Source organism: Pseudomonadota bacterium (assembly GCA_030859565.1).
GTDB lineage: Bacteria > Pseudomonadota > Gammaproteobacteria > JACCXJ01 > JACCXJ01 > USCg-Taylor.
In genome coordinates this window covers 1-14,227 of the sequence record JALZJW010000102.1, presented here as the reverse complement: position 1 = coordinate 14,227, position 14,227 = coordinate 1, and the positions used below count along the sequence as shown (strand labels likewise).

The 14,227-nt window shown below is 60.8% G+C and carries 18 protein-coding genes; 12 read left to right on the top strand and 6 right to left on the bottom strand.

The genetic code is table 11. From position 1 onward, the window contains the following. From M3436_14555 to M3436_14535, 5 genes are all read left to right on the top strand, one after another. Positions 1-275: IS1 family transposase (locus M3436_14555; GenBank protein MDQ3565297.1), on the top strand; the 275-nt coding region annotated here is incomplete at its 5' end. Positions 276-334: 59 nt separating this feature from the next. After that, on the top strand, positions 335-574 hold the full coding sequence (locus M3436_14550; GenBank protein MDQ3565296.1) for a type II toxin-antitoxin system Phd/YefM family antitoxin: 240 nt from the start codon (positions 335-337) through the stop codon (positions 572-574). Then, positions 571-975 carry a type II toxin-antitoxin system VapC family toxin gene (locus tag M3436_14545; GenBank protein ID MDQ3565295.1) on the top strand — a complete coding sequence of 135 codons (405 nt, stop codon included), beginning with the start codon at positions 571-573 and terminating at the stop codon, positions 973-975. Before M3436_14550 ends, M3436_14545 begins: the two co-directional genes overlap by 4 nt. 116 nt (positions 976-1,091) lie before the next feature. Beyond that, on the top strand, positions 1,092-1,877 hold the full coding sequence (locus M3436_14540; GenBank protein MDQ3565294.1) for a sulfite exporter TauE/SafE family protein: 786 nt from the start codon (positions 1,092-1,094) through the stop codon (positions 1,875-1,877). Positions 1,878-2,269: 392 nt separating this feature from the next. Next, the gene (locus M3436_14535) at positions 2,270-2,365 is read left to right on the top strand and encodes a CCDC90 family protein (GenBank protein ID MDQ3565293.1); all 96 of its coding nucleotides are present in this window, start codon (positions 2,270-2,272) and stop codon (positions 2,363-2,365) included. A gap of 329 nt (positions 2,366-2,694) precedes the next feature. Here the strand turns inward: M3436_14535 and M3436_14530 are convergent, their stop codons facing one another. After that, positions 2,695-3,075, bottom strand: coding sequence for a clan AA aspartic protease (locus tag M3436_14530; GenBank protein ID MDQ3565292.1), 381 nt, complete (start codon positions 3,073-3,075; stop codon positions 2,695-2,697). Positions 3,076-3,456: 381 nt separating this feature from the next. Continuing rightward, on the bottom strand, positions 3,457-4,263 hold the full coding sequence (locus tag M3436_14525) for an inositol monophosphatase (protein MDQ3565291.1): 807 nt from the start codon (positions 4,261-4,263) through the stop codon (positions 3,457-3,459). 89 nt (positions 4,264-4,352) lie between these two features. Between M3436_14525 and M3436_14520 the strand changes: the two genes are divergently transcribed. Continuing rightward, a complete protein-coding gene (locus M3436_14520) occupies positions 4,353-5,102 on the top strand; it encodes an RNA methyltransferase (protein ID MDQ3565290.1) in 750 nt (249 codons plus the stop codon). Between the two features lie 27 nt (positions 5,103-5,129). Here M3436_14520 and purM read toward each other — a convergent pair whose 3' ends face one another. Beyond that, positions 5,130-6,182 carry a phosphoribosylformylglycinamidine cyclo-ligase gene (gene purM, locus M3436_14515; GenBank protein MDQ3565289.1) on the bottom strand — a complete coding sequence of 351 codons (1,053 nt, stop codon included), beginning with the start codon at positions 6,180-6,182 and terminating at the stop codon, positions 5,130-5,132. Between the two features lie 74 nt (positions 6,183-6,256). Here purM and M3436_14510 point away from each other — a divergent pair, with 74 nt between their 5' ends. Genes M3436_14510 through M3436_14500 form a run of 3 tightly spaced genes read left to right on the top strand, consistent with a single transcriptional unit; the run spans position 6,257 to position 8,777 of the window. Continuing rightward, complete coding sequence (locus tag M3436_14510) at positions 6,257-7,306, top strand: DUF2066 domain-containing protein (GenBank protein MDQ3565288.1); 1,050 nt, start codon at positions 6,257-6,259, stop codon at positions 7,304-7,306. A gap of 21 nt (positions 7,307-7,327) precedes the next feature. Then, positions 7,328-8,023, top strand: a complete 696-nt coding sequence (gene hda, locus M3436_14505) for a DnaA regulatory inactivator Hda (protein MDQ3565287.1) — start codon at positions 7,328-7,330, stop codon at positions 8,021-8,023. Between the two features lie 13 nt (positions 8,024-8,036). Further along, entirely contained in the window at positions 8,037-8,777 is a 741-nt protein-coding gene (locus M3436_14500; GenBank protein MDQ3565286.1) for a hypothetical protein, read from the top strand. 3 nt (positions 8,778-8,780) lie between these two features. Here the strand turns inward: M3436_14500 and wrbA are convergent, their stop codons facing one another. Then, positions 8,781-9,386 carry an NAD(P)H:quinone oxidoreductase gene (wrbA, locus tag M3436_14495; GenBank protein ID MDQ3565285.1) on the bottom strand — a complete coding sequence of 202 codons (606 nt, stop codon included), beginning with the start codon at positions 9,384-9,386 and terminating at the stop codon, positions 8,781-8,783. Positions 9,387-9,396: 10 nt separating this feature from the next. Then, positions 9,397-9,744 (bottom strand): arsenate reductase (glutaredoxin), encoded by a 348-nt coding sequence (gene arsC / locus M3436_14490; protein MDQ3565284.1) that lies wholly within the window; start codon positions 9,742-9,744, stop codon positions 9,397-9,399. A 125-nt stretch (positions 9,745-9,869) separates the two neighbouring features. Between arsC and M3436_14485 the strand changes: the two genes are divergently transcribed. Continuing rightward, positions 9,870-10,139, top strand: coding sequence for an acylphosphatase (locus M3436_14485; protein ID MDQ3565283.1), 270 nt, complete (start codon positions 9,870-9,872; stop codon positions 10,137-10,139). A 147-nt stretch (positions 10,140-10,286) separates the two neighbouring features. Here M3436_14485 and M3436_14480 read toward each other — a convergent pair whose 3' ends face one another. Continuing rightward, positions 10,287-11,996 (bottom strand): proline--tRNA ligase, encoded by a 1,710-nt coding sequence (locus M3436_14480; GenBank protein ID MDQ3565282.1) that lies wholly within the window; start codon positions 11,994-11,996, stop codon positions 10,287-10,289. A 288-nt stretch (positions 11,997-12,284) separates the two neighbouring features. Here M3436_14480 and ilvB point away from each other — a divergent pair, with 288 nt between their 5' ends. Continuing rightward, entirely contained in the window at positions 12,285-14,048 is a 1,764-nt protein-coding gene (gene ilvB / locus M3436_14475; GenBank protein MDQ3565281.1) for a biosynthetic-type acetolactate synthase large subunit, read from the top strand. Between the two features lie 2 nt (positions 14,049-14,050). Next, a partial coding sequence (gene ilvN / locus M3436_14470; GenBank protein MDQ3565280.1) for an acetolactate synthase small subunit occupies positions 14,051-14,227 on the top strand: 177 nt, incomplete at its 3' end.

Here is a 14,227-nt window from a genome sequence, read left to right as displayed (position 1 = left end):
AAGATCATCATGTATCCACAAGCTACGTGGAACGTCAGAACCTTTCAATGCGTATGGGAATGCGCCGGTTTACCCGTCTAACGAACGCGCACAGCAAGAAGATCGAGAACCACGAACACGCCATTGCAATTTATTTCATGCATTACAATTTTGTGCGCATTCATCAGACCTTGCGAGTCACTCCGGCGATGGAAACTGGCGTGACTCAAAAGCTAATGTCGCTTGAGGATATGATCGCGATCGTAGACGATTATCACGCACCTAAATCAAACTGACCCAGTACCCATGTTGCACCTGTGCTTGACAACCCACAATGGTCATTTATGATGAGGTTATGACCATAACGATCACCGAGTTCAAAGCCAAATGTCTTCATCTGATCCGTCAGGTAGAGGCGCAAGGCAAACCTATCGACATTGCCCGTCGCGGGCGAGTGGTGGCACGCTTGGTCTCCGCCGCTCCAGTCGGCGCGCCCCGTGACAAGCCTTGGCAGCGCCTGCGCGGCAGCGGTCGTCTGGAGTCCGCACCTGGCGAATCGGCGTTGACCGACAGCGACTTCGAAGCGCTGCGTTGAGCATCCTGCTCGATACGCACGCCTGGATCTGGTGGCTGACCGGCCAGCCGGAGCTGCTCCGCAGACAGGCGAAAGCGCTTGATCGGCTGGCCGAGCGCCAGTTGCCGTATCTGTCAGCGATAAGTCTTTGGGAAGCGCAGATGCTGAACGCCAAGGGCAGGCTGAAACTCGATTTGCCCTTCGACCGCTGGCTGCGCGAAGCCGCGAGCCCAGAGGTGGTCCGTATACTGCCGCTCGACGTCGAAGTGGTGTTGGGCCTGAGCACGCTGCCCGCGCGCTTTCACGGCGATCCGGCCGATCGCATTATCGTAGCCACGGCGCGGGTGTTTAACTTGCCGCTACTCTCATTCGATTCGGCGATCCGCAAGGCGCGGATCGTGCGGTTATGGAAGGTCCCTTAGACCCGGTAGCGTGCTAGTCTCACTCGACGTATGCGCACCAGAACGCAGGGCGGGGCCCGAGATCGCACACCGTTCGGCGGATTACGGCGGCCGTTGGCTCGGCGCTTGCCGTAACGATGGCGAATCTGATCGCTTATCTGGCGCTCGGCACGCTCGCCGGGATCCTCGCCGGGCTGCTCGGGATCGGAGGCGGCATCGTGATCGTGCCCGGTCTTTATTTCTTGTTTTTGGCGCAAGGATTCTCCGAGCAGATTTGCATGCACCTCGCCATCGGCAGTTCGCTCGCAAGCGTGGTCTTTACCTCGATGTCCTCGGCTTCGGCGCATCATCGCCGGGGTTTCGTGCATTGGACCGCCGTGCGGGGATTGACGCCCGGGATCTTGGCCGGGGCCGCGCTCGGGGCCGCGCTTGCCGATCTCATCCCCGAGCGGGGGTTGCGGCTCATGTTCGGCCTATTCGAGATCGTCGTTGCCGTGCAACTGCTGGTTGATTTCAAACCGGCTCCGCACCGCGAGTTGCCTGGGCGTGCGGTGCTCGGCCTCACGGGCGCGGTGATCGGCATGGTATCCGCGCTCCTCGGGATCGGCGGTGGCACGCTGACCGTACCGCTGTTGTTATGGTGTAATGTATCGATGCATCCAGCCGTGGGCACGTCGGCGGCCTGCGGTTTGCCGATCGCGCTCGCGGGTGCGCTCGGGTTCCTGATCACGGGCTGGGATGGGGCCGGTTTGCCGCACTGGAGCAGCGGTTATCTGTACTGGCCGGCCGTGACCGCGGTGGCCGGGGGGGGCGTCTTGTTCGCCCCGTTCGGTGCGCGCCTCGCCCATACCCTGCCGGTCGCGAGTCTGAAGCGGCTATTCGCGCTGGTGGTGGCGGCCATCGGCATACGCATCCTTATTTAGGCGCTTACCGAAACAACATCGACAAAAAATTGTCGATGTTGCGGTACCACGAACTGCCCCGACAGGGGCCACTTTTCGGCGCGCAGTCTCCGAAAAGCGTAGATTCTCACTCAGACAATGTTATACAGAATGACTTCGACAAATCTGCAAGTCCCTTCTCCCTCAGGGAGAAGGTTATCGGTGCTCGGAATCCTCATGTATTTCAATATATACACTCCGGTTGCTCGTCCCATCCTTGGGACACACTCCTGGGTGCTCGCGCTTCGTTTCGCTCGCCGTGGGTGCGGGTGCCCATCGACCCGTGGGTGTGATCCTGTGTAGGGTGCGTCCCACGCACCAAAATCCAAAAGCCGGCCCCGCGAGAGGTTCTTTGCGCGTGCTACACTGCAGCTATGGCAAGCGTCACCTTTGATACCCTCAAGTTCGTCGAAAGGCCCAAGGCCGCTGGCGTTCCCGAGGCCCAGGCCAAGGCTCTGGCCGAGGCCTAGAAGGATGTATTCGCCGAGGCGCTTGATGTCAGCCTAACGACGAAGTCGGATATTCTGGGTCTGCGACTAGATCTGAAAGCGGACATAGAACGCCTCGATCGCAAACTGGTGGAGCATGACGGTGAATTCAAGTTAATCAAATTCATGCTCACTATGCTGATAGGTGGCGTCGTCGCACTGATCCTCAGGTCATTTTTCTAAGCAGCCAGCGTAGCGTGCGCCGTGCGCACGAAATCAAACCCACGCCCTTCCTCGCGAGGGGTTTTTTATTCGCCTCGAGTGTAGCGTTGTGCGCACGCTACCCCCTGCGATCAGTCTCGCCGGATGACTCATTTCGCGAGTGAACCCGGGATGTTCGGACTCTCGGGGTTAACGTCGACGGTCTGGCGGCTCGGCACCACTACCAAATCCATATCTTCCATCGGAATCGCTCCGAGCAACGGTTCATCGCCTATCACCATCGCCCCGGTGAAGCAGCGGCGGTTCTTGAATCTGACCTCGATGGGGCCGACGTAAGGCACGGCAACCCTATGACCATTCGCCAGCGTCACTTCCCGCTTTTCAAGCTCGCCCAGGTCAAGTTGAATGGCCAGATGCTCGGGAATACAGAGATGAATGGCGCCGGTATCGACGAGTGCCTTGACACTGATCGGCTCTAAGCCCCCTCTGGCCGGATTCCTGAGTGTAAGCTCTGTTCGGATGATGCCCATGCCGCCCTCCGTTAATCACGAGGCCGTATAATAGCGAGACTAGCGTTGTGTTGTGTGCGGGCTGCGGGTGGTCATGATAGCAGTTTCGCGTTGGAAGGACGGGCATGGCGCGAAGGAGGTGGTCCATCCTTGGACCTCATCCGCATCCGTGCGCCGCATGCAGGCTTCCGGAATTCCCTTCCCGGGCCACCTTGCAATGCGCTAATCTTATCGGACCGTTGGTAGCGTATCTTTAACGCCCTTACCCATGCCGGGACGGTCATGACAATAACTGTGAACGCTGTTTCACCCCCCGCGCGGGTGCGTTGACCGGGGCGCATCCGGCGTGGTAGCGCCCGCAAATCCGTCCGTGACAGCCGGGCGCCGCGGGTAGTAAATATGTCAAACGGCGAGAATATTCGGGTTGGGCCCGATGAAGGGTTCGAGGGTCTTGAGAATTTCCTTGTGCACCTTGGGGCCGCCGGTGACGACGTTTCCGGAACGGAGATAACCGGAGCCTCCTTCCAGATCGCTAACGATACCGCCGGCTTCGAGGATCAAAAGCGCGCCCGCGGCGATGTCCCATTGTTTCAATCCGAATTCCCAGAAGCCATCCAAGCGCCCGCAAGCCACGTAGGCGAGGTCGAGCGCCGCCGATCCGGCCCGGCGTATTCCAGAGGTCACTTCGATGAGCGCTTTGAGCATCGCGAGGTAGCGGTCGAGGTGCTGCAATTCCCGAAACGGGAACCCGGTACCCAACAAGGCCCCCGGCAAGTTGGGGTGTTGAGTGACGCGGATGCGGCGATCGTTCAGGAGCGCCCCCTTCCCACGGCTCGCCGTGAACAGCTCCTGCCGCAGCGGGTCGTAAACCACGGCCTGATCCAGCCGCCCCCTATGCTTCAGGGCGATGGATACGGCGAATTGCGGAAACCCGTGTATGAAGTTGGTCGTGCCATCCAAGGGATCGACGACCCATTGGTACTCGTCGCTCCCGTGAGTGCCGCTCTCCTCGGCCAGGATGGCATGGTTTGGATAGGCCTTGAGGAGGATGTCGATGATCGCACCCTCGGCTAGTCGATCAACCTCCGTGACAAAGTCGTTCTGTTGTTTGGTATCGATTCTCAAGCCTTGAACGCGGTCGAGGTGCCTGACGATAATGTCACCCCCTTTGCGCGCGCCGCGAATCGCGATATTAAGCATGGGGTGCATCGGTGGGTTGCCTCGGGTGCGTAGTTACGAATCAAGCGCGAAATTCTATCCAACAATGAGCGTGAAAGCGAAATGGTCTTGAATCCCGGATGAATAGTGGCGCTTTGGCGAAACTGCGCTTTGTGCTGGTGCGGCCGACGCATCCCGGCAATATCGGCGCCAGTGCGCGCGCGTTGAAGACCATGGGACTCAGACGTCTCTTCCTCGTGGCGCCTAATCGCTATCCTTCGGCCGACGCCACGGCGATGGCCGCCGGAGCCGCCGATGTGCTGCGGGAGACAGTGATCTGTGGATCGCCCGCCGAGGCCGTGCGCGGATGCGGTCTGGTGGTCGGCGCCAGCGCTCGGGACCGCAGCATCCCCTGGCCGACTGTCTCGGCGCGCGAAGGCGCGTCACGAATCATCGAGGCGACCGGGCGCGGGGAGGTTGCTCTGCTCTTCGGGCCGGAGCATTCCGGCCTCAGCAATACCGAGGTCGATCTTTGCCAGCTCTTGGTCAAGGTGCCGGCCGCTCCGGAGTATTCCTCACTCAATCTCGCGGCCGCCGTTCAGATCATCGCCTACGAATTGCGCCAAGCCGCGATCCCTCACGATGCGGCAGCGGATCTCGCTATCGAACGCGCCGCGACCGCCGACGAGATGGCGCGGCTTTACCTGCACCTCGAAGAGACCATGATCGACGCCGGGTTCCTCGATCCGGAGAAACCGCGCCGGCTCATGCGGCGCATGCGGCGATTGTTTAATCGCGTTAGCCTCGATCAGAACGAGCTAAACATCCTGCGCGGGTTTCTCGCTGCGGTGGGGGCCAAGATTAAAGCCAAGTCGAGCGAGAGGTTGTGAATAAATCGTCGCGAGCAGCCCCGAGCGCTAGCCGGCATCGATGACTACGCGCGCATCATCCTCCCGCGCTGCTTCCACCCAACCGATCCGCCAAGCGGACTCGCCGCTGTGCCGGAGGTGTTCGAGCGCCGCGCCGGCATCGTTCGGGCTCACGATCACGACCATGCCGATACCGCAGTTGAATGTCCGGTACATCTCCCGCGTTTCGATGCCGCCGGCATCCCGGATCCATTCAAAAATCGGCGGCCACGGCCACGCAGTGGCTGTAATCACCGCACGGGCGCCCAAAGGCATGACGCGCGGCAAATTGTCGATGAAGCCCCCGCCCGTGATGTGGGCGATCGCTCGGAGGCGGACGCTACGGAGCAAGGCGAGGATCGTCTTCACGTAGATGCGGGTCGGTTCGATCAAGGTATCGGCGAGGCTGCGGCCGCCGAGATCCATCGTCAAATCCGCGGCCGAGTCGGTGATCAACTTTCGGATCAATGAATAGCCGTTGGCGTGCGGGCCGCTCGAGGCGATGCCGATGATGGCATCGCCCGGGATCACCCCACGTCCGTCGATAAGCCGATCTTCCTCGACGACGCCGACACAGAATCCGGCGAGATCGTAGTCCGCTGTTTGATACAAGCCCGGCATCTCGGCCGTCTCACCGCCGATAAGCGCCATCCCGGCCAGCTCGCAGCCTCGGGCGATGCCGGCGACCACTTGCTCGGCCGTGTCGAGGTTTAGCCGGCCCGTGGCGAAATAATCGAGGAAGAACAGCGGCTCCGCGCCTTGCACGACCACGTCGTTCGCGCACATGGCGGCGAGATCGATGCCGATCGTCCGGTGCCGGTTGAGGTCGATCGCGAGCTTGAGCTTGGTGCCCACACCATCGGTCGAGGAGATCAACAGCGGTTTGTTATAGTTCAAGCCGGCGAGGCTGAAAAGCGCCCCGAAGCCGCCGATTCCGCCCACCACCCCTGGCCGGTGGGTCGCGCGCGCATAGGGTTTTATGCGCCGCACGAACGCGTTGCCACGCTCGATGTCGACGCCCGCGTCCCGGTAAGTCGCTCCCTTTTCTTGGCCGTTTCGCATCGGCTTATGGTAGCGGCGTGGGATTCGTGCGGCAAACCTTGACGGCAGCCGCCATCTTAGCATACGTTCCGCGCATGCGCTGGGTGCGATATCTTTTGCTGGCCGCGGGATCGGTCCTCGCCTTAGCGAGTGAAGCGGCCCAGGTCCGTGGGCTTTACGAGGCGGAGATCCCGACCGCGGGCGGCGAGCCGGCCGCGAAGGCCGAGGCGATGCAAATGGCGCTCCGGGCCGTGCTCGTCAAGCTCACGGGCGATCGCAATGCCGCGCAACGCGAAGGTGTCGCGAGTCTATTCAAGGAGCCGCAGGTTTACATACAGCAATACGGATATCAGACCTCCGAGGGCGGGCACGGGAACACGGACGGCGGCGGGCGCGTGTTGGCGGTGAAATTCGACGCGAAGGCGCTCAGCGGCGCTGTCCGTCGCGCGGGTTTGAATCTTTGGGGACGCGAGCGCCCGCTGGTGCTGGTCGGCGTCTCGCTCGGCTCCGGCGGAAAACGCGTTATGGTCAGCCGCGACGACGCTTCGGGCTACATGCACGCCATCGAGTATCAAGCCCGGCAGCGCGGTCTACCCATCGTGATACCGATCATGGATGAGCGCGACCGGGCATGGCTGTCCGATCTGCAAACGCCGCCGGCAACGGCCACCGGCGACGTTTCGAACCCCTACGGAGCCGATGCGATCCTGACGGGCCATCTCGACGAAGTGCCGAGCGGTTTATGGGAGGCTAGCTGGAGCCTATTCTTTGGCGGAGAAGTTCAACGCTGGCGTTCCCAAGGCAATAGCGCGGAGACGGTGTTGGAGGAAGGCGTCGACCAGGGCACCGATGCTTTGGTCGCGCAATTGAACCCGCCCGCCGACCAGTTGTTGGAGGATATCGTCAAGCTCACCGTGCATGGTGTGGCGGCGCTCGACGACTATGCGCAATTACAGCGTTACTTGGAATCGCTCGACGCGGTTACCCATAGCAGCGTGGTTCGAGTGCAACCCAATAGCGTGGAATTTGTGGTGATCGCCCGTGGAGGCGAAAGCTCGCTCGGCCGCGCCATCGCTCTCGGCAAGTATCTGGAGCCGATGAGTGGAGACCCGGTGCCCGGGCATTACCAACTACGCTTGCAGTAAAACCTGGGATCGGGCATCTCCGTGACGCAGCCGAGACAACTCCCGTTTGTATTCCCCGAGGGCCGGAGCCCGAGCTTCGAGCTTTACTATCCGGGGCCCAATCGCGAGGTTTTCGAGCACGTCCGGCGGCTCGGCGAGGCGCCGGCGAGCCTCTATTTGTGGGGGCCTAGCGGTACCGGAAAGACCCATCTCCTACAGGCCGCTGGTCATGAGTTTACCGCCCTGGGGCGCCGGGCCTGCTACCTCGCGCTCGCGCAAAACGCGGAGCTATCCCCAACGATCTTGGAGGGGCTTGAGGATCTAGACTTGGTTTGCATCGACGAGTTGCACAGCGTCGCCGGAAATCGCGAGTGGGAGCGCGCGTTACTTCATTTGTACGAGCGCTTGCGGGATCTTGGGCGCTGCTTCGTCCTCGCCAGCCTGGAAAGTCCCGGATTCACCAACATCGATCTGCCCGATCTCAAATCGCGGCTCGCCTGGGGTTTGGTATTCCACCTCCGGCAACTCGACGAGTGTGATAAAATCCGCGCTCTGCAATGGCGCGCAACGCTTCGCGGCGCGGACCTTCCCGTTGAGGTGGCGAAGTATCTTTTGCGACGCAATTCGCGCGCGATGGCGGAGTTGTGCCGGGTGCTCGATGAGTTGGATGAGTCATCGCTGGCCATGCAGCGTAGGCTCACATTACCGTTATTGCGGGCTGTGTTGGATCGTCGATGATCACGGAGGCAGTATGACAACAACAACGATGGGGCCAGGTAAACAAGCGTGGTCTTGGTATAAAGCGGGCTGGCGGCTGTTCTTAATCAACCCTTCGACGTGGATTTTGTACACTTTCCTGTGGGTGCTATTGGCGATTTTTCTTTGGCAGATCCCGATTCTCGGCCGCGTCGCTTGGTGGATGATCAATCCCGCGCTTTACGCCGGGTTTCTATACCAAGCCGCCGAGATGGAACAGGGACGGCCGCTTGCCATGAACCGTTTCTTCATCGGCCTTACCGATAAGACCAAGCGCCTGCCGCTGCTCATGCTGGGCGTCATCACCTTAGCCGCATACGTTTTTCTTCATGCCGTGGCGATTGTGGATCCGAGTCTGTATTCAACGACTGAGTCGCTATTGCGGACCGATGCGAGCAGCGGGATCGTGGCGATCGTGATCAATCTACTCTTGCGCTGCGTGCTCTTGTTAATGATCCTTACCTTAGCGACGATGGCCTTGCTGTACTCCTGTCCCGCGATCATGTTTGCCGGGAGCGATGCGTTTGACGCCATGATGAATAGCTTTGAGACCTGCGCGAGGCACTGGCGCGCGTTTGCGGCCTTCATGGGCATCTTCATCGGACTGGCCATCGCGGCGATGATTCCCATGGGCCTTGGGCTTTTAGTGCTGATGCCGGTCACTTTCTGCGCCGCGTATGCCAGCTTTCAAACGCTGTACGTTTCAGCGCAGCCCGACTCGAACGCACCCGGTTGATATCTATGAGTCCAGGGCCTGTCGTAGGCGGAGGGCCGTCTGAGCGAGGCGCCGGCCGAGGGCGACACAAAGCTCGTGCTCATCGCCGGTGATCGGGCGATCGCTATCGGTGCCCGCAACATGGCTTGCGCCGTACGGTGTGCCCCCGCTCGCGCTGCGCATGAGCGCGGGCTCGCCGTAGGGTAAGCCTAGCACCAGCATTCCGTGGTGCAATAACGGAAGCATCATCGAAAGCAAGGTGCTTTCTTGCCCGCCGTGCTGGCTGGATGTGGAGGTAAAGACAGCCGCCGGTTTGCCGATCAACGCGCCCGACACCCACAGATCCGATGTCCCGTCGAGAAAATACTTGAGGGGGGCGGCCATGTTGCCGAAGCGCGTTGGACTCCCGAGCGCAAGCGCGGCGCACTCGACCAGATCGTCGCGGGTGGCGTAGGGAGGTCCATGTTCGGGAATCAGATCCTCGCTCGCCTCGCATACGGCCGAGACCGCGGGAACCGTTCGCAGGCGGGCTTGGCAATTCGGGACCCCGTCGATACCCCGCGCGACCAGGCGGGCCATCTCGGCGACGTTGCCGTGGCGGCTGTAAAAAAGCACTAGGACCTCGATCACCGGGGATCACTCACAGAATCTCGAATACTCGTTCGGGCGGACGGCCGATGATCGCTTTGGCGCCGCTGATGACGATCGGACGTTCGAGCAAGATCGGATGTTGAATGAGCGCGGAAATCAGATCCTCGTCACTCAAGGTGGGATCATCGAGACCGGCTTGTTTATATTCGGCCTCGTTCTTACGCAGGAGCTCGCGTGGCTTGATGTGCAGAAGCTTTAAGAGCCGCGCTAGGGCCTCCCGATCGGGGGAGGTCTTAAGATATTCAACAATTTCCGGCTCGATTCCGCGTTTCTTAAGTAACTCGAGGGCTTGCCGGGACTTGGAGCAGCGTGGGTTGTGATAGATAGTCACCTTCATGGTCCGATCCTCCTGACGTGTATGGTTGCGGGCCGTGTCGCGCCTCGAAAGCGAACCGCACTGGTTCGGCACGTGGTGGCCCCTTATACTTTTCGCCCGTTAAGCTAGCGTAAAATCGAGCTTAGGTGAACACCTGTGTTAAGTGTCTGGTCAGCGGCCGCGTGCAAGGCGTCTATTTTCGGGCCCATACCCGCCACCAGGCGTTGCAGCTCGGACTTAACGGCTGGGTACGGAACGTCCCTAGCGGCCAGGTGGAGGTTCTGGCGTGCGGTCCCGCGGTGGAGGTCGAGAAGCTCATAGCGTGGCTTTGGCAGGGACCGGCAGAGGCGCGGGTAGCCGACGTTCGGTGCGTAGCGGTATCGACGCGGATCCCGGCAGGCTTCGTGATCCGCTAAGGAAGCTCTGCGAAAGTGTCGCGAGCAAGCCCAAATGCGCGAAGCCGTGGAGCGAGTCGCGAGACATATCAGGTAGATAGGCGAGCGAGGAGCGAGCACGCGACAAAGCAGATGGGCTGCGCAGTAACTTTTGCAGAGCTTCCCTAATCAACCGGCGAGACGCGCCTTGATAAACGGCACGGTCTCGCCGAGGTTGATACGCTGCGCGTTTACGTCTCGTCGGCCTTTGTATTCGAGCGTATCGTTGTCCAACCCGCGTTCGCTAGGCACCAAGCGATGCGGGATCCCCACCAGGTCCAAGTCGTTGAACATCACGCCCGGCCGTTCTTTGCGATCGTAGTACAGGACCTCGATGCCGGCCGCCAGCAGCTCGGCATACAGCCGCTCGACCACCTCGCTCAAGCGTCCCGAGCGCTGCATATTGATCGGCGCGAGCGCCACCTGGAAAGGTGCGATCGCCCCCGGCCAGATGATGCCGCGTTCATCATGATTCTGCTCGATTGCCGCGGCCACGATCCGCGATACACCAATGCCATAGCACCCCATGATCAAGGTCACTGCCTCGCCGTTTTCGTCGAGGCAAGTGGCCTTCATCGTCCGGCTGTATTTTTCGCCTAGCTGAAAGATGTGACCGATCTCGATGCCTCTAGCGATCTCCAAAGGCCCCTCACCGCTTGGACTCGGGTCGCCCGCGACCACCTCACGCAGGTCGGCGTTAACCGGTTCCGGTAGATCACGTCCCCAATTGACGCCGGTGAGGTGTTGACCTTCGGCGTTGGCGCCGCAAACGAAGTCCGCGAGTTGGGCCGCGCTATGATCGGCGATGATGGGGATCGTGAGCCCGCGCGGGCCGAGGGAGCCTGGGCTGCAGCCGATGGCGGCTTTGACCCGCTCGGGACTTGCGAGCGTCAGCGGCATGGCGACGTGCTCGATCTTTTCCGCCTTGCGCGGGTTAAGCTCATGATCGCCCCGGAGCACGAGTGCGGTCAGGCCGCTGTTCCTCCCTTCGACGATCAAGGTCTTGAGGCAGCGGGCGGGTTCGACGACGAGAAAGCGGCTCACCTCGTCGATGCTCTCCCGGCCGGGTGTCGCGACCGATTGCAATGCCGCGCTCGCAGGCGGCCGTGGACCGGACGGCGCCGGCGCCGGCGTAAGCTCCACGTTGGCGGCATAGGCGCCATCCGCGCTATAGGCGATACGATCCTCGCCCGCTTCGGCCAGGACGTGAAATTCATGCGACAGGTTGCCGCCGATGTTGCCGGTATCCGCAAGCACGGCGCGAAATCTAAGCCCCATGCGGGTGAAGATTCGGGTGTAGGTCGCGTACATCCGGTCATAGGTCGCTTGCAAGGAGCTTTGATCAAGGTGAAAGGAATAGGCGTCCTTCATCAAAAACTCGCGCGCCCGCATGATGCCGAAACGCGGCCGCACCTCGTCGCGGAACTTGGTCTGGATCTGGTAGAAGTTCGCGGGCAATTGCTTGTAGCTGCGGATCTCCCGGCGCACCAGATCCGTAATGACTTCCTCATGGGTCGGACCGAGGCAAAACTCGCGTTCATGCCGATCCCGGAAGCGCAGAAGCTCCGGGCCATAGTGCTGCCAGCGGTGCGATTCCTGCCACAGCTCCGCCGGTTGCACGCCCGGCAGCAGGACCTCTTGGGCGCCGGCGCGATCCATTTCTTTGCGGATGATGCGTTCCACCTTGCGCAGCACGCGCAATCCGAGTGGAAGCCAGGTATAAATCCCCGCCGCGAGCCGGCGGACCATACCCGCCCTCAGCATGAGATGGTGGCTGATAATCTCGGCGTCGGCGGGGGATTCCCTCACGGTCGGGAGTAAAAACTGCGAGATCCGCATTGTCGTCCACTCCTAGTGTACTGTCACAGAAATACACCGCATAACACCGGCCCGTCATTCCGGCCAAGTCCGCGCAGCGGACGCGAGCCGGAATCCATGCGGAGCATAGATCGGCGGTGGATTCCCGCTTCCGCGGGAATGACGAACCGGGTTTTCGACGCCGACCGTGTTTTCTGACTTATTTGAGCTACAGAAACACTAGCGTTGCCGGTCCGGTTCCGGTGTTGTCGGCGATCGGCTTCGAGCCGCGCATTCTACACCATTGCAGCGGCTTGACCTGATTCGGAAATGCCAGTAGCTTCTCATATCTCAAGGTCCCAAAAGGTGTTAGAGGTGACAGAAAAATTACGCGGGGCGGAGATCTTCGTACGCTGCCTCAAGGATGAAGGGGTCGATTACATTTTCGGCTATCCCGGCGGGGCCGTGCTGCATATCTATGACGCGTTGTTTAAGCAAGACGCCGTCAAGCACATCCTCGTGCGGCACGAACAAGGCGCCACCCACGCCGCGGACGGTTATGCGCGGGCCACCGGCAGGCCGGGCGTGGTCTTGGTGACCTCGGGTCCCGGCGTGACCAACACCATCACCGGGATCGCCACGGCCTACATGGACTCGATCCCGCTGGTCGTATTCACCGGTCAGGTGCCGACTCATCTCATCGGCAATGACGCTTTTCAAGAAGTCGATGCGATCGGTATCACCCGTCCGTGCGTCAAGCACAATTTCCTGGTCGAAAACGTCAACGACCTCGCGAGCGTAATCAAGAAGGCGTTTTACATCGCCACCACGGGCCGCCCCGGTCCCGTGGTCGTGGATATTCCGAAAGACGTCACCGCCGACGTAGCCGAGTACCATTACCCGGAAACGGTCGAAATGCGTTCCTATAAACCGGTCACCAAGGGCCATCCGGGCCAGATCAAGAAGGCCGTGGCGCTCATCCTCGCGGCCAAGCGTGCGATGATTTACACCGGGGGCGGTATCGTGCTCGACAACGCCGCCGGGGAGCTCATCGAGTTTACGCGCCATCTCGGCTACCCGATCACCAACACCCTGATGGGGCTCGGCGCCTATCCGGGAACGGATCCGCAGTTCATCGGCATGCTCGGGATGCACGGCACCTACGAGGCCAACATGGCGATGCACCACTGCGATGTGCTCATCGCCATCGGCGCGCGTTTCGATGACCGCGTCACGGGCGATCTCAAACACTTTTGCCCGGAGGCCAAGATTGTCCATATCGACGTTGATCCCTCGTCGATCGCGAAGAACGTACCGGTGGCTGTACCGATCGTCGGCGGCGCGGGCAGCGTCTTGCGCGATTTGATCAAGGCGCTGCACGATAGCGGCGCGCAACCTGATCAGGGCGTGCTGGCGGTGTGGTGGGGACAAATTAAAGAATGGCAGGCCGTCGATTGCCTGCGTTACGACCGCACCACCGAGGTCATCAAGCCACAGTATGTCATCGAGCAGCTCTATGAGCTCTCCGGCGGCGATGCGTATATCACTTCCGATGTCGGCCAACACCAGATGTGGGCGGCGCAGTTTTATAAGTTCGACCAACCCAGGCGGTGGATCAACTCGGGAGGGCTCGGCACCATGGGGTTCGGCTTGCCGGCGGCCTTGGGTGTGCAGGTAGCGTTTCCCGAACATCTCGTGGCCTGCATCACGGGCGAGGCCAGCTTGGTAATGTGCATCCAGGAGCTCTCGACCTGCCTACAGTACGGGCTGCCCATTAAAATCATCAATCTTAACAATCGCTACATGGGAATGGTCCGGCAGTGGCAAGAATTCTTCTACGATCGGCGCTACTCGCACTCGTATATGGATGCCTTGCCCGATTTCGTCAAATTGGCGGAGAGCTTCGGGCACGCCGGGATGCGGATTGAAAAGACCGCTAGCGTGCGGCCGGCCCTCAAGGAAGCGCTGGGGATGAAAGAGCGCCTGGTGCTGATGGATTTCATCACCGATCAGACCGAAAACGTCTACCCCATGATTGCCGCGGGCAAGGGTCACCATGAAATGCATCTGTCGCCGGAAAGGGAACTGGCTTAGAGGTGCGCCGGATCATCTCTATTTTGCTCGAAAATGAGGCCGGCGCGCTATGTCGGGTGGCCGGTCTTTTTTCGGCGCGCGCCTATAACATCGAGTCCTTGACCGTAGCCCCGACGGAGGATCCAAGCGTCTCGCGCTTGACCTTGGTCACGGGCGGTTCCGACGAGATCATCGAACAG